Annotated in this window: 20 protein-coding genes and 1 tRNA gene; 15 read left to right on the top strand and 6 right to left on the bottom strand. The window is 72.2% G+C overall.

The features are described from left to right. Positions 1–190 (bottom strand): hypothetical protein (locus tag GXW74_RS26820; RefSeq protein WP_211849877.1); only part of this gene is annotated, 190 nt, incomplete at its 3' end. Between the two features lie 55 nt (positions 191–245). On the opposite strand from GXW74_RS26820, the gene GXW74_RS26815 reads away from it, so the two are divergent. After that, positions 246–1,133, top strand: coding sequence for a hypothetical protein (locus GXW74_RS26815; RefSeq protein WP_211849875.1), 888 nt, complete (start codon positions 246–248; stop codon positions 1,131–1,133). A gap of 136 nt (positions 1,134–1,269) precedes the next feature. Here the strand turns inward: GXW74_RS26815 and tyrS are convergent, their stop codons facing one another. Then, positions 1,270–2,496 carry a tyrosine--tRNA ligase gene (gene tyrS / locus GXW74_RS26810; protein WP_211849874.1) on the bottom strand — a complete coding sequence of 409 codons (1,227 nt, stop codon included), beginning with the start codon at positions 2,494–2,496 and terminating at the stop codon, positions 1,270–1,272. Between the two features lie 144 nt (positions 2,497–2,640). On the opposite strand from tyrS, the gene GXW74_RS26805 reads away from it, so the two are divergent. The 3 genes from GXW74_RS26805 to GXW74_RS26795 are packed head-to-tail and all read left to right on the top strand — an operon-like array spanning position 2,641 to position 5,431. After that, on the top strand, positions 2,641–3,735 hold the full coding sequence (locus GXW74_RS26805) for an anhydro-N-acetylmuramic acid kinase (protein ID WP_211849881.1): 1,095 nt from the start codon (positions 2,641–2,643) through the stop codon (positions 3,733–3,735). 11 nt (positions 3,736–3,746) lie between these two features. Next, positions 3,747–4,328, top strand: coding sequence for an HD domain-containing protein (locus GXW74_RS26800; RefSeq protein WP_211849872.1), 582 nt, complete (start codon positions 3,747–3,749; stop codon positions 4,326–4,328). 38 nt (positions 4,329–4,366) lie between these two features. Then, positions 4,367–5,431, top strand: coding sequence for a site-2 protease family protein (locus GXW74_RS26795; protein WP_211849871.1), 1,065 nt, complete (start codon positions 4,367–4,369; stop codon positions 5,429–5,431). A 140-nt stretch (positions 5,432–5,571) separates the two neighbouring features. Here the strand turns inward: GXW74_RS26795 and GXW74_RS26790 are convergent, their stop codons facing one another. The 3 genes from GXW74_RS26790 to GXW74_RS26780 all read right to left on the bottom strand — a co-directional run bounded on the left by GXW74_RS26790 (position 5,572) and on the right by GXW74_RS26780 (position 8,458). Next, positions 5,572–6,468: a dihydrodipicolinate synthase family protein gene (locus GXW74_RS26790; RefSeq protein WP_211849870.1), complete on the bottom strand. Its 897-nt coding sequence runs from the start codon at positions 6,466–6,468 to the stop codon at positions 5,572–5,574. 3 nt (positions 6,469–6,471) lie between these two features. Continuing rightward, positions 6,472–7,434: a tripartite tricarboxylate transporter substrate binding protein gene (locus GXW74_RS26785; RefSeq protein ID WP_211849868.1), complete on the bottom strand. Its 963-nt coding sequence runs from the start codon at positions 7,432–7,434 to the stop codon at positions 6,472–6,474. Positions 7,435–7,789: 355 nt separating this feature from the next. Beyond that, the gene (locus tag GXW74_RS26780) at positions 7,790–8,458 is read right to left on the bottom strand and encodes an alpha/beta hydrolase (protein WP_211849866.1); all 669 of its coding nucleotides are present in this window, start codon (positions 8,456–8,458) and stop codon (positions 7,790–7,792) included. Between the two features lie 394 nt (positions 8,459–8,852). On the opposite strand from GXW74_RS26780, the gene GXW74_RS26775 reads away from it, so the two are divergent. Beyond that, positions 8,853–9,335 carry an Rrf2 family transcriptional regulator gene (locus tag GXW74_RS26775; RefSeq protein WP_211849865.1) on the top strand — a complete coding sequence of 161 codons (483 nt, stop codon included), beginning with the start codon at positions 8,853–8,855 and terminating at the stop codon, positions 9,333–9,335. Beyond that, positions 9,332–10,444 carry a cysteine desulfurase family protein gene (locus tag GXW74_RS26770; protein ID WP_211849863.1) on the top strand — a complete coding sequence of 371 codons (1,113 nt, stop codon included), beginning with the start codon at positions 9,332–9,334 and terminating at the stop codon, positions 10,442–10,444. The genes GXW74_RS26775 and GXW74_RS26770 overlap by 4 nt, the downstream gene beginning before the upstream one ends. Positions 10,445–10,588: 144 nt before the next feature. On the opposite strand, the gene GXW74_RS26765 is transcribed toward GXW74_RS26770, so the two are convergent. Continuing rightward, the gene (locus GXW74_RS26765) at positions 10,589–11,161 is read right to left on the bottom strand and encodes a DUF4136 domain-containing protein (protein WP_211849861.1); all 573 of its coding nucleotides are present in this window, start codon (positions 11,159–11,161) and stop codon (positions 10,589–10,591) included. A gap of 143 nt (positions 11,162–11,304) precedes the next feature. On the opposite strand from GXW74_RS26765, the gene GXW74_RS26760 reads away from it, so the two are divergent. From GXW74_RS26760 to bcsA, 9 genes are all read left to right on the top strand, one after another. Beyond that, positions 11,305–12,492 carry a cysteine desulfurase family protein gene (locus GXW74_RS26760; RefSeq protein ID WP_211849859.1) on the top strand — a complete coding sequence of 396 codons (1,188 nt, stop codon included), beginning with the start codon at positions 11,305–11,307 and terminating at the stop codon, positions 12,490–12,492. Positions 12,493–12,494: 2 nt separating this feature from the next. Beyond that, positions 12,495–12,824, top strand: coding sequence for a ferredoxin family 2Fe-2S iron-sulfur cluster binding protein (locus GXW74_RS26755; RefSeq protein ID WP_211849857.1), 330 nt, complete (start codon positions 12,495–12,497; stop codon positions 12,822–12,824). A gap of 4 nt (positions 12,825–12,828) precedes the next feature. After that, positions 12,829–13,536: a TenA family protein gene (locus tag GXW74_RS26750; protein ID WP_246524228.1), complete on the top strand. Its 708-nt coding sequence runs from the start codon at positions 12,829–12,831 to the stop codon at positions 13,534–13,536. Then, the gene (gene mnmA / locus GXW74_RS26745) at positions 13,533–14,636 is read left to right on the top strand and encodes a tRNA 2-thiouridine(34) synthase MnmA (RefSeq protein WP_211849855.1); all 1,104 of its coding nucleotides are present in this window, start codon (positions 13,533–13,535) and stop codon (positions 14,634–14,636) included. Before GXW74_RS26750 ends, mnmA begins: the two co-directional genes overlap by 4 nt. 20 nt (positions 14,637–14,656) lie before the next feature. Further along, positions 14,657–14,733: transfer RNA gene (locus tag GXW74_RS26740), tRNA-Met, on the top strand. A gap of 377 nt (positions 14,734–15,110) precedes the next feature. Beyond that, the gene (locus tag GXW74_RS26735) at positions 15,111–16,223 is read left to right on the top strand and encodes a glycosyl hydrolase family 8 (protein WP_211849853.1); all 1,113 of its coding nucleotides are present in this window, start codon (positions 15,111–15,113) and stop codon (positions 16,221–16,223) included. Between the two features lie 91 nt (positions 16,224–16,314). Further along, on the top strand, positions 16,315–16,734 hold the full coding sequence (locus tag GXW74_RS26730) for a hypothetical protein (protein WP_211849852.1): 420 nt from the start codon (positions 16,315–16,317) through the stop codon (positions 16,732–16,734). A gap of 4 nt (positions 16,735–16,738) precedes the next feature. Continuing rightward, entirely contained in the window at positions 16,739–17,551 is an 813-nt protein-coding gene (locus GXW74_RS26725) for a cellulose synthase operon protein YhjQ/BcsQ (RefSeq protein WP_211849851.1), read from the top strand. Further along, positions 17,548–19,795, top strand: a 2,248-nt coding sequence (gene bcsA / locus GXW74_RS26720; protein WP_211849850.1) for a UDP-forming cellulose synthase catalytic subunit, incomplete at its 3' end; no start/stop codon positions are given. The genes GXW74_RS26725 and bcsA, both read left to right, overlap by 4 nt.

Below are 19,795 nucleotides of genomic sequence, written 5' to 3'. Positions count from 1 at the left end.
CTCCGGCCGCGGTTCCGGCGCCTTCCGCGCCGCAGGCGGCTGTCGCGGCCCCGGTTCCGGCCGCCGCGCCGGCGCCTTCCGTCGCGCCATCGCCACCGGACGCTCCGCCGCCGGCCGTCACCCCGGCGCGGCCCGCTCCACCTGCTGCCGCCCCGGCCATGGCCTCGGCGGTCGCCCCCACCTCACCCATGCCTCCGCCTGCCGTGACCGCGCGGCCGGCACAGGCCGCCGCCCCGCAACACGCCATGGCCGCGATCCAGCAGTCGCCGGCCGCGCGGCGCACGCCCCAGGCCACCGAGGGCGTGAGCCGCCAGGCGATCGAGGCGATGACCGATGCGGAACGCGACGGGCTCGGCTACTTCTCGGTGATGGCGGCCCTGAACCCGCATCCCGCGGCGGGGGTGACCATGTTCCGCTACCTGGTCGAGCGGAACCTCCGCCAACTCGGCTACAGCAGCGCCGAATTGCGGCCCATGCAGGAGAGGCCCTTCCGCGAGGCGGTGCGGTCCTATCAGCGCCAGATCGGCGCGGAGCCGAACGGCACGCTGACGCTCGCGCAGGGGGAGCGGCTGCTGCGCGTCCGCAACATCCTCTCGGAATCGCGCATCACCGCGGGTCCGATGATGATGGTCAGCGGGGAAAACCACCTCATCGCCTCGGGCACCTGGACCGTTCTCGACGGGCAGGCCGAGCATCCGGTGAATCGTTCGCATCTCACCTGCTCCCGCCCGCAGTCGCAATGCGTGGAGGCCGCGGCGCGCGTGGTGCTGCGCGACGCCGAGACGGGCGGCAGCCTGGCGAGCGATCTCCTTACCTACCGGATCGTGGCCTGGTCGCCGGGCGAGATCCGGGCCGAGATCGAGCATCGCTGCGTCACCCGGGTGTTGGTGCTGCGCACCTTCACCTCGGAGATCAGCCTGCTCGACCGTCCCCATCCGGTCGCCGAGTGCCGCCTGGATGCGGGCCTCTCACCGGGGATCATGGTGCTGAGGCACGGCGCGGAGCCGATCGCGCAGTATTACGACGAACGCCGCGCGGCGGCCGCGGGCGATCTCAGCCCCGAGCTGCGCAACTTCCTGAACCGAGCCGTCGCGGGGCCGCCGGAAGCACCCACTGTCGCCTCCTGGCGCTGATGCCACGCCGCGGCGGCACCGGACCTGGCGGACCCGCCTGGTCGGGCGTGGGTGGCCGCCTCGGACCACGGGAGCCCGGAGCGGTTTCCAACGAGCCGATGCGAAGGCCGACCGCCCCGGCGACGCCGCCGGCCGGTCAGCCCACCCGCACCAGGACGTGGCGCTTGCGGCCTGCGGAGAGCTTCGCGGCGCCGTCCCGCAGGTCGTTCGCGGTCACGCTCAACAAGGCATCCGTCACCACGGCGTCGTTCAGCCTGAGGCCGTTCTGCGCGATGAGCCGGCGCGCCTCTCCCTTGGACGCCGCAAGTCCCGCCTGCACCGCCAGGTCCACGAAATGCGCGGGCAGCGCCGCGGTGATGGTCGGCAGGGTCTCGGCGGCCTGGCCTTCCTCGAAGGCCCTGCGGGCGGTCTCGGCAGCGGCCTCCGCTGCGGCGCGGCCGTGCAGCAGCGCGGTGGCCTCCGTCGCCAGCACCTTCTTCGCCTCGTTCACCTCGGCACCCTGCAGCGCGCCGAGACGGCGCACCTCGTCCATCGGCAGTTCGGTGAACAGCGCGAGGAAGCGGCCGACATCCGCATCCTCGGTGTTCCGCCAGAACTGCCAGTAGTCGTACGGGCTCAGCCGGTCCGGGTTCAGCCACACGGCCCCCGCCGCCGTCTTGCCCATCTTGGCGCCCGAGGCGGTGGTCAGCAGCGGCGTCGTCAGCACATGCGCGTGGCCGCCTTCCATGCGGCGGATCAGTTCCGCGCCCATGACGATGTTCCCCCACTGGTCGGACCCGCCCATCTGCAGCACGGCGCCGTGGCGGCGGTACAGTTCCAGGAAGTCGTAGGATTGGAGGAGCATGTAGTTGAATTCGAGGAAGGACAGCGAATGCTCGCGTTCCAGCCGCAGCTTCACGCTGTCCATGGTCAGCATGCGGTTGACGCTGAAGTGCCGGCCCACGTCGCGCAGGAAGGGGATGTAGCGCAGCTCGTCGAGCCATTCGGCGTTGTCGAGCATCATCGCGCCGGCGTCGAAGTCCAGCAGCGCCTCGAAGGTGCGGCGGATGCCGGCCTTGTTGGTCTCGATGACCTCTTCCGTCAGGAGCTGGCGCGCCTCGTCCTTGCCGGAGGGATCGCCCACCTTGGTCGTCCCGCCGCCGATCAGCGCGATCGGCCGCCCGCCGGTCTTCTGCAGCAGGCGCAGCAGCATGGTCGGCAGCAGGTGGCCGACATGCAGGCTGTCCGCCGTGCAATCGTAGCCGATATAGGCGACGAGCCCACCCTTCCGCAGCGCGGCATCCAGCTCCGCCTCGTCCGAGGTCTGGTGGATGTAGCCGCGTTCCTTGGCAATGCGCAGGAAGTCGCTCGTCGGGCCGCTCATCGTCTCGCCTTGGTTCTCGTCCGTCTCTGCGCCGGGCCTGGGTCCGCCGCATCGCGGGCGGCGCCGGCAGCCAGGCACGGGCACTGGGGGCTCTCCCGGGGGCTTTCGCCGGAAGGCCTGGGGGGCTAGCACGTCCTCAGGATGCTGAGAACCATCGGGCTGATGAGCGGCACCTCGCTCGACGGGGTGGACGCCGCGTACCTGGAGACGGACGGGGAGGTGATCGGGCGGCTCGGCCCGCGGCTGACCCTGCCTTACGATCCCGCCCTGCGCCGCCTGCTGCGCGGCCTGCTTGACCGCGCCGAGACGCTGGCCGAGGACGATCCGGAGTTGCGGGACGCCGTGCGCCGCCTGACCGACCGCCATGCGGAGGCGGTCGAGGCGCTGGGGCTGGAGGCCGACCTGATCGGCTTCCACGGCCAGACCATCCTGCACCGTCCACCGGTGGCGGGGCGGAACTTCACCCCCTTCACCTGGCAGGTGGGCGATGCGGTCTCGCTCGCGCGCCGGACGGGGATGACGGTCGCCTATGATTTCCGCTCGGCCGATGTCGCGGCGGGCGGGCAGGGGGCGCCGCTGGTGCCGGTGTTCCACCGCGCGCTGTCGGCGCCGCTGCCGAAGCCGTTGGCGATCCTGAACCTCGGTGGCGTCGGCAACGTCACCTGGCTGGGGCCGGAAGGGGAGATGCTGGCCTTCGACACCGGCCCGGCGAACGGCCCGCTGGACGACTGGGCGCGGCAGCACACCGGCAAGGACTACGACGCCGCCGGCAGGCTGGCGCTGGCGGGGCAGGCGGATGGCGCGGTGCTCGGGCGGCTGATGGCGCACCCGTACCTGACCGCGCCGCCGCCGAAATCGCTCGACCGGCTGGATTTCGACCGGGCGCTGAAGGAGGCGGGCGCGGCGGAGCTGTCCGCCGCGGACGGCGCGGCGACGCTGTGCGCCTTCTGCGCGGTCTGCGTGGCCGCTGCCGCGCGGCTGTTCCCGGAACCGCCGCTGCAATGGCTGGTCGCCGGGGGCGGGCGGCGCAACCCGGCGATCATGAAGGCTCTCCAGGGCGCGCTGGAGGAACCCGTCCGCCCGGTCGAAGTCGCCGGCTGGGACGGCGATGCGCTGGAAGCGCAGGCCTTCGGGTTGCTGGCAGCGCGAGTCGCAGGCGGGCTGCCCATTACCTTCCCCGGCACCACGGGCGCGCCGCGGCCGCTGCGGGGCGGGCGCATTGTCGGTTCGCTGCTCTGACGCGCACCGGTATGGACCCCGACCGGATCGCCGGCACGCTCGCCTTCCTGCGGGAGGCAGAGCGGCTGAAGGACGTGCTGCGCAGCGGCCGCACCTCCTCCGGCAGGCAGGAAAGCACGGCCGAACATTCCTGGCGGCTCTGCCTGATGGCTGTGGTCTTCGCCGGCGACCTGCCCGGCATCGACCTCGGCCGGCTGCTGCGGATCTGCATCGTCCATGATCTGGGGGAGGCGCTCGGCGGCGACGTCCCGGCTGTGCTCCAGGCCGACGGCGATGGCCGCGCCGCCCGCGAGCGCGCCGACCTCGAACGGCTGACGTCCGGCCTGGCGCCCGAATTGCGGGCCGAGATCCGCGACCTCGCCGACGAGTACGAAGCCGGGCTCACGCCCGAGGCCGTGCTCGCCAAGGGCTTCGACAAGCTCGAAACCATCCTCCAGCACAGCCAGGGCGCCAATGCGCCGGGCTTCGACTACGGCTTCAACCTCGGCTACGGGCGCGCGCGGACCGACGCCCATCCGCTGCTCGCGCTGATCCGCACGATGCTCGACGCCGCGACGCGTGCGAGGATGGAGCCAGGCGACCGGCGCGCCTGACCACACGGCAGCGCCCCGGCACGCGGCAGGAGCAAGGCATGGGCTGGTCCTTTCCCATCGGCACGGTGCGCGGCACCGTCATCCGCATCCACGTCACCTTCTTCCTGCTGCTCGCCTGGATCGGGGCGATACACGCGACGCGGGGCGGGCTGCCCGACGCGCTTGCCGGCATCGCCTTCATCAGCCTGGTCTTCGCCTGCGTGGTGCTGCACGAGCTCGGCCACGCCGCCGCCGCCGCGCGCTACGGCATCGCCACGCCCGACATCACCCTGCTGCCGATCGGCGGCATGGCGCGGCTCGACCATATCCCGGAGGAACCCTGGCGGGAGATCGCCATCGCCGTCGCCGGCCCGGCGGTGAACGTGGCGATCTGCCTGGCGCTGGCGGCGATCCTGGGCGGCATCCCTTCGGCGCTGGAGGGGCTGACGGTCGAGGACCCGCGCGCCGGCTTCCTGCCGCGGCTCTTCTGGGTCAACGCCTTCCTGGTGCTGTTCAACCTGATCCCGGCCTTCCCGATGGATGGCGGGCGGGTGCTGCGCGCGGTGCTCGCCTTCCGGATGGGGCACCGCGAGGCGACGCGGACCGCGGCACGGATCGGGCAGGGCTTGGCCTTCGTGCTCGGCCTGCTCGGGCTGTTCGGCGCGCCGCTGCTGATCTTCATCGCGCTCTTCGTCTATCTCGGCGCGGCGGGGGAGGCGGCCGAGGAGGACCTGCGCACCGCCACCCGCGACCTGCGCGCCGAGGACGCGATGGAAACCCGCTTCGAGGCGCTGCCGCCCGAGGCCGATGTCGGCACCGCCGCCGAGGCGCTGCTGCGCACGCCGCAGCAGGATTTCCCGGTGGTGGACGGGACGGGCCGGCTGATGGGGATGCTGACGCGCGATGCCATCATCCTCGCGCTGCGACAGGCGGGGCCGGGGACGCCGGTGGCGGATGCCATGAAGGATGTCCCGCGCGTCGGGCGGCGGGTGCCTCTGACGGACGCGCTGCAGGCGTTGTCGCGCGAAGGCGGCGCGCCGGCGGTGGCGGTGGAGGTGGATGGGCGGCTCGCGGGGCTGATCACGCCGGCGAACATTGCCGACCTGATCGCGCTGAAAGGGTGAAGGCCGGGGGGAGAAGGGAACTTCTCCCCCCGGTCCCCCCCTCAACCTTCCTTGTCACCTGGGAGCTGACTTCGGGGGTCGGTTCCCAAAGCACAAAGAAGGGAGGGGGATCGGGGGAGGTTCCCCTCCCCCGACCTTCCTCAGCCTGTGAGCGACGGCAACCCCCGCCCCAGCCTTGCGAGGATCTCCGCCCCCAGCGGATGCGGCTCCACGCAGGGCCGCCGGCCATGCACGGCCGCGATCCCCGCGCGCCCGGCGAAGAACGGCTTGCCGTAGGCCGCGAAGTGCTCCGCCGTGCGCGGCATCATCATGAAGGTCGCCAGCGGCAGCACGGAACGGTGCAGCGCCTCGGCCGCCGCCTCGTCGCCGGCCTCCATCAGGTCCCATACCCGCGCCTGCACGTCGGCGACGTCGGGTGCGGGGATCATCCCGGCGCAGCCGATGCGGTGGGTGTCGGTCAGTTCCAGCCCTGCCAGGCCGTTGAAGATCGCGAAGGCGCCGTCCGTCTCCTCCATCAGGCGCTTCACGTAGAGGATCGGCCCTTCGCCCTTCATCATGCGGAAATGCGGGAGGGCGCGGTTCAGGGTGCGCAGCGCGGAAGCGGACAGCGCGACATCCATCATCGAGGGGTTGTTCTGCGGCCCGCAGGGGATGGTCACGCCCTCCGCCAGCGCGCCCATGAAGCGCACCAGCGCGGCCTCGTTCATACCCGCGATCTGCGGCGGCTGCAGGATCAGCCAGGCGGCGCCGGCGGCCTCGGCGGCACGCGCCACCTCCAGCGCGGCGGCGACGCCCGCCTCGTTCACCGTCACGGCGACGGGCAGGCGGCCGGCGACGTCCTCCAGCACCCAGTCGATGATCGTGCGGCGTTCCGCCAGCGTCAGCTTGTGGAACTCCGTCACCAGGCCGAGCACGGCGATGCCGTGCGCGCCGCCGCGGATGCAGGCCTCGACCTGCGCCCGCATGGCGGCGCGGTCGAGCCGCTCATGCTCGTCGAAGAAGGCGTAGAGGATGGGCCAGACGCCGCGGAAGGCCATGGCTCACTCCCGCCAGGGATGCTGCGCCCAGAGCGCCTCGTAGCGCGTCCGCAGCGCCACCAGCTCCGTGCGGTAGGCGTCGGGGTCGAGGAAGCGCAGCGGCAGGTTCTGCTGCGCGGCGAGGCGCTGGAACTCGGGGTCGTCGACCGTCCGGCGCACCGACAGCGCCAGCCGCGCCATCACCTCCGGCGCCATGCCGGCCGGAGCGGCCATGCCGCGCATGGACCCTTCGACGACGTCGACGCCGAGCTCCTTCAGCGTCGGCACCTCGGCCGCCACGTCCCACCGTGTGGCTCCCATCTGCGCGATCGGCCGGATCACGCCCTGGCGCCATTCGGCGATGCCCTCGGCCATGTTCATCACGGCCAGCGGGATGGCGCGGGAGAGCAGGTTCTGCTTCACCTGCGAGGATCCGGCGAAGGGGATGTGCAGGAACTTCGTGCCGGTCGCCCGCTCGATCGCGAGCACCGCCAGGTGGTCGTCGGAGCCGATGCCGGTCGTTCCGTAGCCGATGGTGCCCGGCTGCGCGCGCGCGGCGGCGAGCAGCCCCGCGAAGTCCCGGATCGGGCTGTCGTTCAGCACCCAGATGCCGCCGGGATCGTCCACGATGTTGGCGATCAGGGCGAAGTCGTCGAGCTTGAACCTCGCCCGCCGCTCGATCGGGATGGTGACGATGGTCGGCGTGTTGATGAAGCCGATCGTGTAGCCGTCGGGCCGTGCGCGGGCGAGTTCCGAGAAGCCGATCTCCCCGCCGGCGCCGGGGCGGTTCAGCACCACCACGGGCTGGCCGAGGTCCTTTTCCATGAAGCGGGCGATGGTGCGCGCGGCAGCGTCGGTCCCGCCGCCGGGGGCGAAGGCGACGATCATGGTGATCTGCCGGTCCGGCCGCCAGCCGGACCCCTGTGCGCGGGCGATCGCAGGCACGGCGAGCGCTGCGGCGAGGACGCCGCGACGGGTGGCGGTCATTCGGTCGTTTCCTCCGGAGGGATCGTTGCCTCGACGATGCACGGTCGGGCGTCGGCAGCAAAGGGGGGGAGGAGCGGGCCGATCGCGCCGCAGGCCGCCGGGCCCCGCGCTTGCCCGGCGATATCAGTTCGACATCGGAAAAAACGGGCGAGGTCCGCCGCGGCAGGCTGCCGCGACGGCTAGGGGTGTGACTCAGATCAATGCGCACCGGCCGCATTCGCGGCAATGTTACATTTAAGGTTCCCCAGCGGTGCAACCGGCCCCGGCAGGGTCGCGAGGTTGCCCGACATGCGAAGGGCCGCCGGTTGGTCCGGCGGCCCCTTGCCTTGAAGCAATCGGCGGCGGCGAAAGCGGCTCAGTCGGCCGCGAGCGCCATCCGGCTGCGGTTGAGCACGCCCATGACGTGGTCCTCGGCCGCATCCACGACCTTTTCCGTCTGCTCCGGCGTGAAGACATGGCCGGCGCCAGGCATCACCCGGTAGTCGATGGTGATGCCCTTCTGGGTGTTCAGCTTGTCCACCAGCTTCCGCACGGAGGGCTCGGGCACCAGCTCGTCGTCCGCACCGTGGAAGATCAGCCCGCTGCACGGGCAGGGGGCGAGGAAGCCGAAATCGTAGTGGCTCGCCGGCGCGCTGATGGACACGAAGCCGCCCATCTCCGGCCGCCGCATCAGCACCTGCATGCCGACATAGGCGCCGAAGGAATAGCCGGCCACCCACAGCATGGAGGCGTTCGGGTTCACCGCCTGCAGGAAATCCAGCCCCGAACAGGCATCCGCCACTTCCCCGATGCCGCCGTCGTAGCGGCCCTGGCTGCGGCCCACACCGCGATAGTTGAAGCGAAGAACCGAGAAGCCCATCGCCTGGTACCGCTGGTACAGCGAATAGGTGACCCGGTTGTTCATGGTCCCGCCGTGCAGCGGGTGGGGGTGGAGGATCAGGGCCACCGGGGCATTGGGGCGCTTCGAGTGATGGTATCGTCCCTCGAGCCGGCCATCCGGCCCGGCGAACATGACCTCGGGCATCGTGCGTTCAGTCCAATGCGCTCTGCCGCAGGCCCCACCGACCCGACCCGCCCCGAAGGGCCTGGGTCAGGACGAGCGGCGGCCTGCCGCATGTTTGGGGAACCTCGCACCGCGGGCGCAGGGGGCGCCCCTTCAGGGAATGCCATCCGCCCGGCGCATTTCTTGACCGCGCCGGTCGGAAATCTTAGCATCGCAGCGCATCACCGGCGATGCGGCTTGCGCAGTACGCCGACAATGAAGGACGTCGCATTCCATGATGCCCCGGGGGAGGTTCCCGTGTCCCGGAGCGCCGGCACTATACGTAGCCGGGTCCGGTTTTCATAACAGAATCACGACATGCTCCCCATGTGCGCCGTGATGACCAGGGTTGCGAGATCAGCGGAGTAGCCGCGTCATGCGCTTGTCCACACGCGGTCGCTACGCCGTCATGGCAATGGTCGAGATGGCCGCCCGCGAGGGCCGCGCGGAAGGCTGCATCGGTGGACGTCCGGTCACGCTGAACGAGATCGCCGCCGCGCAGCACCTCTCCGTCGCCTATCTGGAACAGCTCTTCGGCCGCCTGCGCAGGGCGGGGCTGGTCGCGTCGGCGCGCGGCCCGGGGGGCGGCTACCGCCTCGCCCGCCCGGCCGCCGAGATCCCGATCTCTGCGGTGGTCGAGGCCGCCGACGAACCCATCGTCGCGACGCGCTGCGAGGAAGGCGGGCCAGGCTGCCTTGCCGGCGAACGCTGCGTGACCCACGACCTCTGGGCCGAGCTCGGCGACCAGATCCGGCTGTTCCTTGGCGGCCTGTCGCTGGCGGATGTGGTGGAAGGCAAGGTGAGCGGCCGCGCCCGCCCACCCGCGGGACGGGAGGCGGCACGCCCCGCCCGGGCATGACGGCGCGCCTCGGCCTCGATGCCAACGCCACCGAGCCGCTGCGCCCGCAGGCGCGGGTGGCGGCGCTCGCGGCGCTCGACCTGGCGGGCAACCCGTCTTCGGTCCATGCCGAGGGGCGGGCCGCAAGGCGGGTGCTCGAGGATGCGCGGGCAGGCCTTGCCGCCCGATTCGGCGCGCGGCCGCAGGATGTCGTCTTCACCGCCGGCGGGACGGAGGCGAATGCGCTGGCCATTCGCGGCCTCTCCACCGGGCGCCGCGTGCTGGTCGGCGCCACCGAACACCCCGCCGTGCTGCGCGCCGCACCGGAGGCCAGGGCAGTGCCGGTTCGCCCGGACGGCACCATCGACCTCCTCGCCCTGGAGGCGGCGCTGGCGGAGGGCGGCCCCGCCCTGGTCTGCCTGATGGCGGCGAACAACGAGACCGGCGTGGTCCACCCCCTTGCCGAGGCGGCCGAGGCCTGCCGCCGCCACGGCGCCCTGCTGCATGTCGATGCCGTGCAGGCCGCCGGCCGGCTGCCCGTCGTCCTCGCTCCGGCGGACAGCCTGGCGCTGTCGGGGCACAAGATGGGCGGGCCCAAGGGTGGCGGCGCGCTGCTGCTGCGGCCGGGGCTCGACCTGATGCCGCTGGTCGGCGGCGGCGGCCAGGAACGCGGACGGCGCGGCGGGACGGAGCCGCTGCCGGCCATCGCCGGCCTGGCCGCGGCGGCCGAGGCCGCCCTGCCGGCCGCCGCCGCCCGGCTGGCCTCGCTGCGCGATGCGATCGAGGCCGGCATCGCCGCCATCGCGCCGGAGGCCCGCTTCCCGGGCCGCGAGGCGCCGCGCCTGCCCAACACCACCTCCATCCTGCTGCCGGGCGTGCCGGCGGAGACGCAGGTGATCGCGCTGGATCTCGCCGGCGTCTCGGTCTCCGCCGGTGCGGCCTGTTCCTCCGGCAAGGTGGGGGCGAGCCATGTGCTGGCGGCGATGGGGCTCGGGCCGGATGCGGCCTGCGCGATCCGCGTCTCCCTGCCGTGGAATGCGCCGGAGGATGCGGCGGAGCGCTTCGTTGCCGCCTGGACGGGGATGCGGGCGCGGCTTGGCCGGGCACCAGGATCGCCGCACGGGTCTTGAGAGGGGCTCCGCCCCTCTCAAACTCACCCCGCCAAAGGCTTAAGGCCTTTGGAAACCGATACTTCGAGTGACCGCGGGTGCAGGGGACCGTGTCCACTGCCGGGGGAGCTTGAGGGGGCGAAGGCCGCTCAATCCGCGGTTCCGCTACCGCTGCGGCGCAGCCGGTGCCCGGTAGGGGAAGCGTGCGAAGACCGCGGCCACCGCCGCGGCGATGCGCTCGGCGGCGTGTTCGCGATCCGCCTGCGTGACGCGCCCCACCGCGACGCCTTCCCAGACCAGGGCATTCCGCGCCCGGTCCACGAGGTCCACGTTCAGCGTGCCCTCGGTGTACTGGTCGACATAGGTGGTGGCGCCGAAGGCATAGGCGGGCCAGGCGCCATAGAAGCGATAGCCGTAGTACCCGATGGGCGGCGCCGGCATGGTCTCGACCCGCGTGCGTTCGCGGAGCCGGCCGCTGAAGTTCACCAGCAGGTCCGGGTTCGGCGCCATCACGTAGCCGCGCGCGGTCATTTCGCGCTCGACGGCGGCCTTGAAGCGTTCGGTGGTCAGGCTCGTGTAGCCGAAGCTGTCGGTGCCGAGCGGGCTGGCCCAGCCGAAGGTGCGGTAGCGCGCGAAATCCGCCGTCGGGTCCTGGTCGACATGCACCCTCGGGACGGTGGCGCAGGCGCCGAGGCCCAGCGCGAGGAGAAGGTGGGGAAGGAACCGGCGAACGGGCATGAGCGCGATCCTGATCGGATCGCCCTGGAGTAGAGTGATTGCGAATGAATCGCAATTGCCGTCTTGGGGCGGGCGACGGCGGCATGGCAGCCGGGCTGCCGCCGTGCCTTCCACCCGCGCCAGTGAGCGACCATCTTCCCGGAATGCCCGCGCCGAACCGCCCGATCTACCTCGACTGCCACGCCACCACGCCGGTCGATCCGCGCGTGCTCGCGGCGATGCGCCCCTGGTGGGAAGAGAATTTCGCCAATCCCGGCAGCGTCGAGCACGCCATGGGCCGCGCCGCCGAGGAAGCGGTGGAGGAGGCGCGCGGCCATGTCGCGGCGCTGATCGGCGCCGACGCGCGGGAGGTCGTGCTGACCTCCGGCGCCACCGAGGCGAACAACCTCGCCATCAAGGGGGCCGCCCGCTTCGCCGCGGCGCAGGGCAGCGAGCGGCGGCGCGTCGTGACGGTGGCGACCGAGCACAAATGCGTCCTGGAAAGCGTCAAGGCGCTGGCCGGGGAAGGCTGCGAGCCGGTGATCCTGCCGGTCGACGGCAACGGGCTGCTCGACCTCGACGCGCTGCGCGCGGCGGTGGATGAGCGGACGCTTCTCGTCTCCGTCATGGCGGTGAACAACGAGATCGGCGTCATCCAGGACCTTGCCGCGATCGGCGCGATCGCCAAGGCGGCCGGCGCGCTGTTCCACACCGATGCCGCGCAGGGTGCCGGGCGCATCCCGCTCGATGTCGAGGAGATCCGCGCCGACCTGATGTCGCTCTCCGGCCACAAGATCTACGGGCCCAAGGGGATCGGGGCGCTCTATGTCCGCCGCCGGCCGCGGGTGCGGATCGCGCCGCTGTTCTCGGGCGGCGGGCAGGAGAGGGGGCTGCGATCCGGCACCCTGCCGGCGCCGCTGGTGGTCGGTTTCGGTGAGGCCTGCCGCATCGCCGCCACCGAGGGAATGCTCGATTCCGGCCGCATCGGCGGGCAGCGGGACCGCTTCATGGCGGCACTGGCTGCCGCCGTGCCGGGGGTGGAGATGAACGCGCCCGGCGCCCCGCGCGTCGCCGGCAACGCCAGCATCGCCTTCCCCGGCGGGGTCTCGGCGCAGGACATCATGGCGGCCGCGCCGGCGGTCTGCGTCTCGACCGGGTCGGCCTGCTCCTCGGCGGAGGTCGAGCCGTCCTACGTGCTCAGGGCGATCGGCCTGGACGAGGCGCGGGCGCGCGCGACCTTGCGGATCGGCATCGGACGCTTTACCTCGCCCGCCGATGTGGACCAGGCGGCCGCCCTGCTGGCGGAGGCATGGTCCAGGGCGATTTCCGGAACAAGCAGGGCGGCGGAGTAGCGATGCCGAAGATGGTGTTCGTCGAGCGGGACGGGACGCGCAAGGAAGTGGATGCGCCGCTCGGGCTTTCGGTGCTGGAGATCGCGCACCGCCACGGCGTCGATATCGAGGGGGCCTGCGAGGGCTCGCTCGCCTGCTCGACCTGCCATGTCATCGTGGACCCGTCCTGGTTCGCCAAGCTCGCCTCGCCGACCGAGGACGAGGAGGACATGCTCGACCTTGCCTTCGACCTGCAGGAGACGAGCCGCCTCGGCTGCCAGATCATCATGACCGAGAAGCTCGACGGGCTGGTGGTGAAGCTGCCCGCCGGGTCGCGCAACGCAGGGGGCTGACGCCATGGACATGGCGGCCCCGCGCTGGGAGACGGATTTCGGCGCCCCGGGCGGCCTGTTCCGGCGGCTGCGCGCCGCCGCGGCCGAGGCCTGGTCCGGGTACACTTGGCACCCCTTCGTGCAGTCCCTGTCGGATGGCACGCTGCCGTTGCCGGCCTTCCGCACCTACCTGATCCAGGACTACCTGTTCCTGATCCACTTCGCCCGCGCCAAGGCGCTGGCGGTGGTCAAGGGCGAGAGCCTGCAGGCGATGCGCGACAAGGCCGCGGCGGTGCTCGCCATCCTCGACGAGACCAAGCTGCACCTGAAGTACTGCGCCGGGTGGGGGCTGTCCGAGGCGGACGTCATCGCCACGCCGGAAAGCGCCGAGACCGTCTCCTACACCCGCTGGGTGCTCGACCGCGGGCTGTTCGGGGACATCCTCGACCTGGAAGTGGCGCTCGCGCCCTGCACGGTGGGCTATGGGGAGGTGGCGCTGCGCGTCCTCGCCGACCCGGCGCGGCAGGTCGAGGACAACGCCTACCAGTCCTGGATCGATACCTACGGGGCCGAGGACTACCAGGCCATGGCGCGGGCCGCGGCGGCGCGGATCGACGCGCTCGGCGTCTCCCATGGCGGCGAGGCGCGCTTCGCCCGGCTTGCGGCGGATTTCGCCGAGGCCGCGCGGCTCGAGCAGCGCTTCTGGCAGCAGGGGCTGGACGCGGCGCGATGAGGATCCTCGTCGCCATGTCCGGCGGCGTCGATTCCAGCGTGGTCGCGGGCCTGCTGGCCGAGGAAGGCCACGAGGTCGTCGGTGCCACGCTGCAGCTCTACGACCACGGTGCGGCGGTCGCGAAGAAGGGCGCCTGCTGCGCCGGGCAGGACATCCACGATGCGCGCAACGTCGCCGACCGGCTCGGCATCCCGCACTACGTGCTGGACCGGGAGCAGGTCTTCTCCCGCGAGGTGATCGGCGACTTCGCCGCGACCTATGCCCGTGGCGAGACGCCGGTGCCGTGCATCCGCTGCAACCAGACGGTGAAGTTCCGCGACCTGGTGGCGCTGGCGCGCGACCTCGGCTGCGAGGCGCTGGCGACCGGCCACTATGCCCGCCGCCTGGATGGCCCGGACGGCGCCGAGCTGCACCGCGCGGCCGACCCGGCGCGGGACCAGTCCTACTTCCTCGCGGCGACGACGCGCGAGCAGTTGGCGTTCGCGCGTTTCCCGCTTGGCGGCTTTCCCGACAAGGCGGCGGTGCGGGCGGTGGCGGCGCGGCTGGGCCTGGCCGTGGCGGAGAAGCCGGACAGCCAGGACATCTGCTTCGTCCCCGAGGGCCGCTACGATTCGCTGGTGGCGAAGCTGCGCCCGGACGCCGTCGCGCCCGGCGAGGTGGTGCACGCCGATGGCCGCGTGCTCGGCGCGCACGAGGGCATCGCGCGTTTCACCGTCGGGCAGGGCAGGGGACTTGGCGCGGCATCCTGGGACGGGCCGGAGAAGCTGTATGTCGCCGGGGTGGACCCCGGGCGCCGCCGCATCGTGGTGGCGCCGCGCAGGGCATTGGAAACCACGGAGGCCGAGGCGGCCGAGGTCAACTGGCTGATCGAGCCGCCCGCCACGCCCTTCCGCTGCGCCGTGAAGCTGCGCGCGCGGGAGATGCCGAGGGCAGCGACCGTCGCCTGGGACGCCGCGGCGGGCCTCGCGCGGGTGAGGCTGGACGCGCCGGGAATCGCCGCCCCCGGCCAGGCCTGCGTCATGTATGATGGCGAACGTGTCCTCGGCGGCGGGTTCCTGCGCGCCGCGGGATCGGTTGACAGCACGCGGGCCGCGGCCTAACTCGCGGCCCTCGCTTCGATGGCGGCGTAGCTCAGCTGGTTAGAGCACGGCACTCATAATGCCGGGGTCGGCGGTTCAAGTCCGCCCGCCGCTACCATCCATCTGTAGAGAAACCGCCGCTTTCACGCCGCCGCGTCGGGACAGGTGCGGACAGGTCTGGCCGGGATTGCCCCGATTCTCCCGTCTCGGATGGGCACAGGCTGGGCAGTCAGGCGATCCGGGCGATGCCTTGTGCCGATGATCCGCCCCGCAGGCCGCCACCGCGGCGCCGGGCCAGGCTCCGCGCCCGGACCTCGTCGGCGGATGGCCGGCTCCGCAGCCGTGATATCGGCGCGAATCCACCGGCACACACCATATTTTGTCGCTGCGGCCCGCCTTGAGTGCCACTAATGGACACACTGATTCCTTTCGCTATCGTGAGAGTGTCCAGGGGATTTGTTTGAGGAGCCGATTCGTGGCGGTGGAATGGGCGACATGACGGCGGCTGGCGCCTCCGGCGATGCTTGCCGCCGGCATCGCGCCGCGCGCGCCGCCGATGCATTGCTTTGCCGGCGGTCGCTGGTGGCGGGCGCCTGTCTTCTGCACCCTGGCGCCGCCGCGCGCGCCGAAATGGCATCTGACTGGGCGGCCTACCGCGCCCGCTTCGTGGCGCCGGAGGGCCGGGTCGTCGATACCGGCAATGACAACGTCTCCCACAGCGAGGGCCAGGGCTGGGGGTTGATGCTCGCCGCCGGCTTCGATGACAGGCCGACCTTCGACCGTTTGCTGGCGTGGACCCGCCGCATCCTCAAGCGCCCGCAGGACAACCTGCATGCCTGGCGCTTCCGGCCGAACGCCGTGCCCGCGGTGGACGACCCGAACAACGCGACGGATGGCGACCTCTACATCGCCTGGGGCCTGCTGATGGCCCATGCGCGCTGGCGGCATGCTCCCTATCGCGCCGAGGCCCTGGCGATCGCGCTCGACGTGCTGCGCCTCGCGCAGCGGCACCTCCATGGGCAGGCCGTGCTGCTGCCTGGAGTGGCGGGCTTCGAATCGGCACAGGGCACCGTGCTGAACCCTTCCTATGTCGTGCTCCCCGCCTATGCGGCGCTGCACCGCGCCGCGCCGGGGGCCGGCTGGGATCGTCTGGCGCGGGACGGCCTCGCGCTGCTGCGCCGCGCGCGCTTCGGGGCCTGGGCGCTCAGTCCCGACTGGGTGATGCAACCGGTGCGGGCGAATGCCCCGCTCGGCCTGCCGGAACGCTGGCCGCCGCGCTTCTCCTTCGATGCGGTGCGGGTGCCCCTGCTGCTCGCCTGGGCTGGCGAAACCCGCCATCCCGCCCTGCTCGGGGCGCATGCCTTCTGGAGCGATCCGCGCTGGCAGGACCCACCCGCCTGGGTGGACCTCGTCACCGGACGAACGGCCGACTACGCCGTCTCGCCCGGCGTCCGCGCCATCGCCGCCTTCGTCGCCGCGCGCATCGCCGGTCCCGGCGCGACCGTCCCGTTACCGACCGTCAACGAGTCCCAGGACTACTATTCCGCATCGCTGACCCTGCTGGTTCGTCTGGCCTGTGACACGACAGGCACGCGGATCGCGGCGTGAGCCGGCGCGGACGCGATGATCGATGCAAGGAGCCTGCTCCGATGAGTGCCACGGCAGGATGCCGTATCAGCCCCGGACGGGGCGCCGTATCGTGAGCGCGGGCGATCCCGACATCGCCGCACTCGCTTCGCGCCTCGGCCTGCGCGGCCTGCGCTATCGCAGCTTCGAGCAGGTGCCGGCCTGGGCCGCCGCGCGGCGGGCACGCGACGCCGCGCGGGTCGAGGATCCGCCACCCGCACCGTCCTTTGACGAACCCTCAGCGGCGCCGCCGGTTGCCGTCGAAGTCACGCCGCCGCCCGCGGCGCGTCCGCCGGACGCTGCTCCGCCGGCCGCCGAGGCGCCGCGCGCTCCCGCCCGGCCGGCCGCGGCGGCGCCGCACTTCCCGCTGCTCGGGGATGCGCTCGCCCGCGCCTCCGGCCGCCCCGCGCAGGACCCCCTGCCGCAGGCCGCCCGCCCCTTCGCCGCGCTGCGCCTTGCGGTGGCGGGCCGCGGCGACGCGACGGGGCACTGAGCCGATGCCTCTTCTCTGCGTCGCCTCGCCGAAGGGTGGCGTCGGCAAGACGTCCATCGTCGCGGGCCTCGCCGATGCGCTGAAGCGCGCCGGCCGCACGGTGGTCGCGATCGACAGCGACCCGCAGAACGCCCTCCGGCTGCATCTCGGCCTGCCGATCACCGATGGCGCGGGCTATCTCGCGCGGCTGCCGGACCGGCCCGACTGGCGCGCCTGCCTGCGGCGCACGCCGGCGGGCATCGACCTGCTGCCGCACGGCGAGACGGACATGCGTGGCGCGCTCGCCTCCGCCGCCATGCTCGAACGTGAACCGGACCTCCTCGCCGGACCGGTGCGCGCCATGCTCGCCGACCCCGCGACCATTGTCGTCGCGGACACGCCGCCGGGTGCCTCGGTGGCGCTGTCGATCCTGCAGCCGCAGGCGGCGCTGGTGCTGGCGGTGCTGCTCGCCGACGCGGCGAGCACCGCCCTGCTGCCCGATATCGAGAGCGGCCGCTTCCTGGGCCAGGGCACGCTCGGCACGCTGAACGGGCCGAAGCTCCTGGTGGCGCTGAACCAGGTGGACCGCGGCTCGCGTCTCTCGATCGCGGCGGCGGAAGGCGTCGCGGCGCATCTCGGCCCGCGGCTCGCCGGAGCGGTCTGCCGCGACGATGCGGTAGCCGAGGCGCTGGCCTGCCAGCAGCCGATCGGTGCCCATGCGCCGGGCAGCCAGCCGGCACGCGACATCGCCGACCTCGCAGCCGCGCTGCTGCGGCACCTGCCGCCGCCTGCGGTCGCGCCGGTCGCCTCGCCGCTCTTTCCCTGGATGCGGCAATGACGCGCGCAGTGGCATGGGCGGTGCGCGCCGGCCTGGTCCTCGCCGGGCTGACCATCGCCTGGGCGGTGATCGTCACGCCGCTCGAACCGCGGGACCAGGCGATGCTTGCGCTCGGCGGCATCGTGGTCTTCCTGGTGCTGAACCATTTCGCGTCGCGGCGCGTGACGATGATCCTCGCGACGCTCTCCTGCCTCGTATCCCTGCGCTACCTGCACTGGCGCATCGTCGACACGCTGGAGCCGGAGAGCTTCTGGCAGGGCTTCTTCATGATCGGCCTGGTGCTGGCAGAAGGCTATGCCGTGCTGGCGTTGCTGCTCGGCTATTTCCAGACGCTCTGGCCGCTCGAACGCCGCCCGGCGCCGATGCCCGCGGATCCCGACACCTGGCCGACGGTGGATGTCTTCATCCCCACCTACAACGAGGATCTGGAGGTTGTGCGCCCCACGGTGCTCGCCGCCATGGCGATGGACTGGCCGGCGGACAAGCTGAAGGTCTGGATCCTCGACGACGGCAGGCGGCAGGCCTTCCGCGACTTCGCAGAGGAATGCGGCGCGGGCTACATGATCCGCCCCGACAACAAGGGGGCCAAGGCCGGCAACCTCAACCATGCGATGGAGCACACGGATGGCGAGTTCATCGCCATCTTCGACTGCGACCACGTGCCGACGCGCGCCTTCCTGCAGATGACCATGGGCTGGATGCTGCGCGACCGGAAGCTCGGCATGCTGCAGACACCGCACCACTTCTATTCGCTCGATCCCTTCGAGCGGAACCTGTCCAACGGGCGCGACGTGCCGAACGAAGGCCTGATGTTCTACGGCCTCGTGCAGCCCGGCAACGACCTGTGGAACGCGACCTTCTTCTGCGGTTCCTGCGCCGTGCTGCGGCGGGAGGCGATCCTCGAGGCCGGCGGCGTGCCGACGCAGACGGTGACGGAGGACTGCCACGCCTCGCTGAAGATGCAGCGGCTCGGCTGGAACACCGCCTATCTGCGCGTGCCGCTCGCCGCCGGCCTCGCGACGGAACGGCTGATGATCCATATCGGCCAGCGCATGCGCTGGGCGCGCGGCATGCTGCAGATCATGCGGGTGGACAACCCGCTGCTCGGCCCCGGCCTGAGCCTGCCGCAGCGGCTCTGCTACTTCAGCGCCATGTTCCACTTCCTCTTCGCCGTCCCGCGCCTGGTCTTCCTCACCGCGCCGCTCGCCTTCCTGCTGCTCGGCTACAGCGTCATCGCCGCCTCGCCGCTCGCCATCATCGCCTTTGCCGGGCCGCACATCTTCCACGCCGTCGCGACCGGCAGCCGCGTCGCCGGCGGCGTGCGGCATTCCTTCTGGTCCGAAATCTACGAGACGGTGCTCGCGCTGTGGCTGGTGCCGGTGACCATCGCGACGCTGCTCGACCCGAAGAAGGGCAAGTTCAACGTGACGGAAAAGGGCGGGCTGCTGCCCGAGGGATATTTCGACTGGCGCGCCGTGTGGCCGAGCCTGGTGCTGACCGGGCTGCTGACCCTCGGCGTGATGGCCGGGATCAGCGGCGTCCTTGCCCATCCCTGGGGCAGCCTCGAAGGCCAGGCCTATCTGCTCAACGGCATCTGGGCGACGCTGTGTCTCGTGCCGGCGCTCGCCTCCGTCGCGGCGGGGCGGGAACGGCGGCAGGTGCGCGCCCGGGCCCGCGTCGCGGCGGCGCTGCCGGCGATGGTCGTGCTGCCCGGCGGGCGGCGCATCGATGCGCGCACCCTCGACATCTCGCTCGGCGGCGCGGGGCTCGTGCTGGCGGAGACGCTGGCGCTCGAACCCGATGCGGAGGTGGTGCTGGAGTTGCCGATGGGCCGGGAGTTTCTCGCCATTCCCGCCACCTTCCTGCGGATCGAGCGCGGCGAGGCCCAGCTCGTCTTCCGCCCCGCCAATGTCGAGGAGGAAGCGACGATCGTGCGCGCCGTCTTTGGCCGGGCCGATGCCTGGCTGTCCTGGGACCGGCATCGCCGCGACCGCCCGCTGCGTTCGCTGCTGGAAGTCGTGACCACCGTCGGTGCCGTCTTCACCGGCCGGTCGCAGATCTCCTTCGCCTGGTGGCGCGCGCGGCGCGAGCGCCGGGACGCGCTGCGGCGGCCTGTCGCGCCGGTGTCGGCCGAACGGCGCACCGAGGTGCTCGCCCCGCGTGGCGGCGCATCCGGCGGCGCGGCTCTGCTCGCGCTGCTGCTGCTGAGCGCGCCGGCGATGGCGCAGCGGCAGGGCCGGCAGG

Origin of the sequence: Neoroseomonas eburnea, from assembly GCF_018129005.1 — a bacterium.
Taxonomy (GTDB): Bacteria; Pseudomonadota; Alphaproteobacteria; order Acetobacterales; family Acetobacteraceae; genus Neoroseomonas; species Neoroseomonas eburnea.
The sequence above is the reverse complement of the archived record's forward strand: the minus strand, read 5'-3'. Positions and strand labels throughout refer to the sequence as shown.

Excerpts from the sequence above, each read along its gene's own strand:
- GXW74_RS26800 (WP_211849872.1), top strand. The coding sequence starts at position 3,747 with ATGGACCCCGACCGGATCGCCGGCACGCTCGCCTTCCTGCGGGAGGCA.
- GXW74_RS26785 (WP_211849868.1), bottom strand. The coding sequence starts at position 7,434 with ATGACCGCCACCCGTCGCGGCGTCCTCGCCGCAGCGCTCGCCGTGCCT.
- GXW74_RS26790 (WP_211849870.1), bottom strand. The coding sequence starts at position 6,468 with ATGGCCTTCCGCGGCGTCTGGCCCATCCTCTACGCCTTCTTCGACGAG.
- GXW74_RS26760 (WP_211849859.1), top strand. The coding sequence starts at position 11,305 with ATGCCCGCGCCGAACCGCCCGATCTACCTCGACTGCCACGCCACCACG.
- GXW74_RS26770 (WP_211849863.1), top strand. The coding sequence starts at position 9,332 with ATGACGGCGCGCCTCGGCCTCGATGCCAACGCCACCGAGCCGCTGCGC.
- GXW74_RS26750 (WP_246524228.1), top strand. The coding sequence starts at position 12,829 with ATGGACATGGCGGCCCCGCGCTGGGAGACGGATTTCGGCGCCCCGGGC.
- mnmA (WP_211849855.1), top strand. The coding sequence starts at position 13,533 with ATGAGGATCCTCGTCGCCATGTCCGGCGGCGTCGATTCCAGCGTGGTC.
- GXW74_RS26815 (WP_211849875.1), top strand. The coding sequence starts at position 246 with ATGGCCGCGATCCAGCAGTCGCCGGCCGCGCGGCGCACGCCCCAGGCC.
- GXW74_RS26775 (WP_211849865.1), top strand. The coding sequence starts at position 8,853 with ATGCGCTTGTCCACACGCGGTCGCTACGCCGTCATGGCAATGGTCGAG.
- GXW74_RS26725 (WP_211849851.1), top strand. The coding sequence starts at position 16,739 with ATGCCTCTTCTCTGCGTCGCCTCGCCGAAGGGTGGCGTCGGCAAGACG.
- GXW74_RS26755 (WP_211849857.1), top strand. The coding sequence starts at position 12,495 with ATGCCGAAGATGGTGTTCGTCGAGCGGGACGGGACGCGCAAGGAAGTG.
- GXW74_RS26795 (WP_211849871.1), top strand. The coding sequence starts at position 4,367 with ATGGGCTGGTCCTTTCCCATCGGCACGGTGCGCGGCACCGTCATCCGC.
- tyrS (WP_211849874.1), bottom strand. The coding sequence starts at position 2,496 with ATGAGCGGCCCGACGAGCGACTTCCTGCGCATTGCCAAGGAACGCGGC.
- GXW74_RS26765 (WP_211849861.1), bottom strand. The coding sequence starts at position 11,161 with ATGCCCGTTCGCCGGTTCCTTCCCCACCTTCTCCTCGCGCTGGGCCTC.
- GXW74_RS26735 (WP_211849853.1), top strand. The coding sequence starts at position 15,111 with ATGACGGCGGCTGGCGCCTCCGGCGATGCTTGCCGCCGGCATCGCGCC.
- GXW74_RS26780 (WP_211849866.1), bottom strand. The coding sequence starts at position 8,458 with ATGCCCGAGGTCATGTTCGCCGGGCCGGATGGCCGGCTCGAGGGACGA.